General features: G+C 57.0%; 1 protein-coding gene. It reads right to left on the bottom strand.

The genetic code is table 11. The features are described from left to right. Positions 1-17: 17 nt before the first annotated feature. The gene (locus Q4481_RS24555; protein WP_304379059.1) at positions 18-956 is read right to left on the bottom strand and encodes a transposase; all 939 of its coding nucleotides are present in this window, start codon (positions 954-956) and stop codon (positions 18-20) included. Positions 957-1,175 lie beyond the last annotated feature (219 nt).

Raw genomic sequence — 1,175 nt, 5'->3', positions numbered from 1 at the left:
TAGAGTATCCGTTTTGATCAAGGGTGTCTTGGCTCCCATTTTTGATTTTTCCGGAGCAACGCGTTTGCGAGGACGATAAGCTTTCGCATGATGGCGGTGATGGCAACCTTTGGTGGTTTTCCAGCGGCTTTTAGCTGGCTGTATTTGACCTTGAGATCCGGGTTGAAGCGGCATGCGACGAGGGCTGGCATGTAGAGTGCGTGGCGGACGATGGCCCGTCCGCCAGCAATGAAAGCGCTTCCGGTCCATCGTCCGGACTGGCGGCTTATGGGGGCAAGACCGCAGAGCGCGGCTGCGGCCTTCTCATTGAGCTGGCCCAGTTCAGGCATCTCGATGAGAAGCATGAATGCGGTGACCTGCGACACGCCGGGGATGGAGACGAGTATGTCGAACCTGGCCTTGAAGGCCTCGTCTTCGACAATGAGCGCCATGATGGCTTCGTCCACGGCCTTGATCTGGCGCTCGATCTGCCTGAGCCTTTCGCCATTGTGTCTCTTCAAGAGCGGGTTTGTGAGGCTCTTTTCCCTGTTCTTTGCAGCCGTGCTGTCCTTAATGTGGGCCAGACGCGCCATATGCAACTCTTTCAAGTCATTGTGGGTTTGCGTGTTAGCCTGCAGGAGGCGTGGCTCGAGAAGCGCGCCATAACGGGAAAGCAGCGCGGCATCGATCCTGTCTGTCTTGGCAAGCTGGCCTGTGGCTTCACAAAAGCGTCTGGCCAGACGCGGATTGAGCTTCGAGAGAGGTAGGCCTTGGACAACCATGAACCGCTCGAAGGCCTTGTGGTAGGGGCCGGTGGGCTCGAAGACGATGCGCTGCACGCGCTTTGCCCCGATCCATTTGAGAATGGCTGCAAAGCCCTTGCGGTCATTGGCAACCTTCAACGTCTGGCCATCCGGCAGGCTGTGCAGATCGATATGGTCTTTCGAGATGTCCGCGCCGATGGTAATGTCCGTCATCTTTTCTGATCTCCCATGCTTGTCATCCGAGCCTTGAAGCTCGGGTATCCGTTCAGGACGATTGGAAAAGATGGGGGCGATCATACTCTAGCTCGGCCCGGCATTCGCAAGAATGGCGGCCTCGCGTTTCACGATCCGTCACCCATCGCCGGAGAAGGATGGCCGTCCTCTCCGGCGCTTCTTTATCTCACGAAGAAGCACGGAAATCATAAGACAAGC

It is taken from the genome of Fluviirhizobium alvei, from assembly GCF_030551875.1.
Lineage (GTDB): Bacteria > Pseudomonadota > Alphaproteobacteria > Rhizobiales > Rhizobiaceae > Rhizobium_E > Rhizobium_E alvei.
The sequence above is the reverse complement of the archived record's forward strand: the minus strand, read 5'-3'. Positions and strand labels throughout refer to the sequence as shown.

Excerpts from the sequence above, each read along its gene's own strand:
- Q4481_RS24555 (WP_304379059.1), bottom strand. The coding sequence starts at position 956 with ATGACGGACATTACCATCGGCGCGGACATCTCGAAAGACCATATCGAT.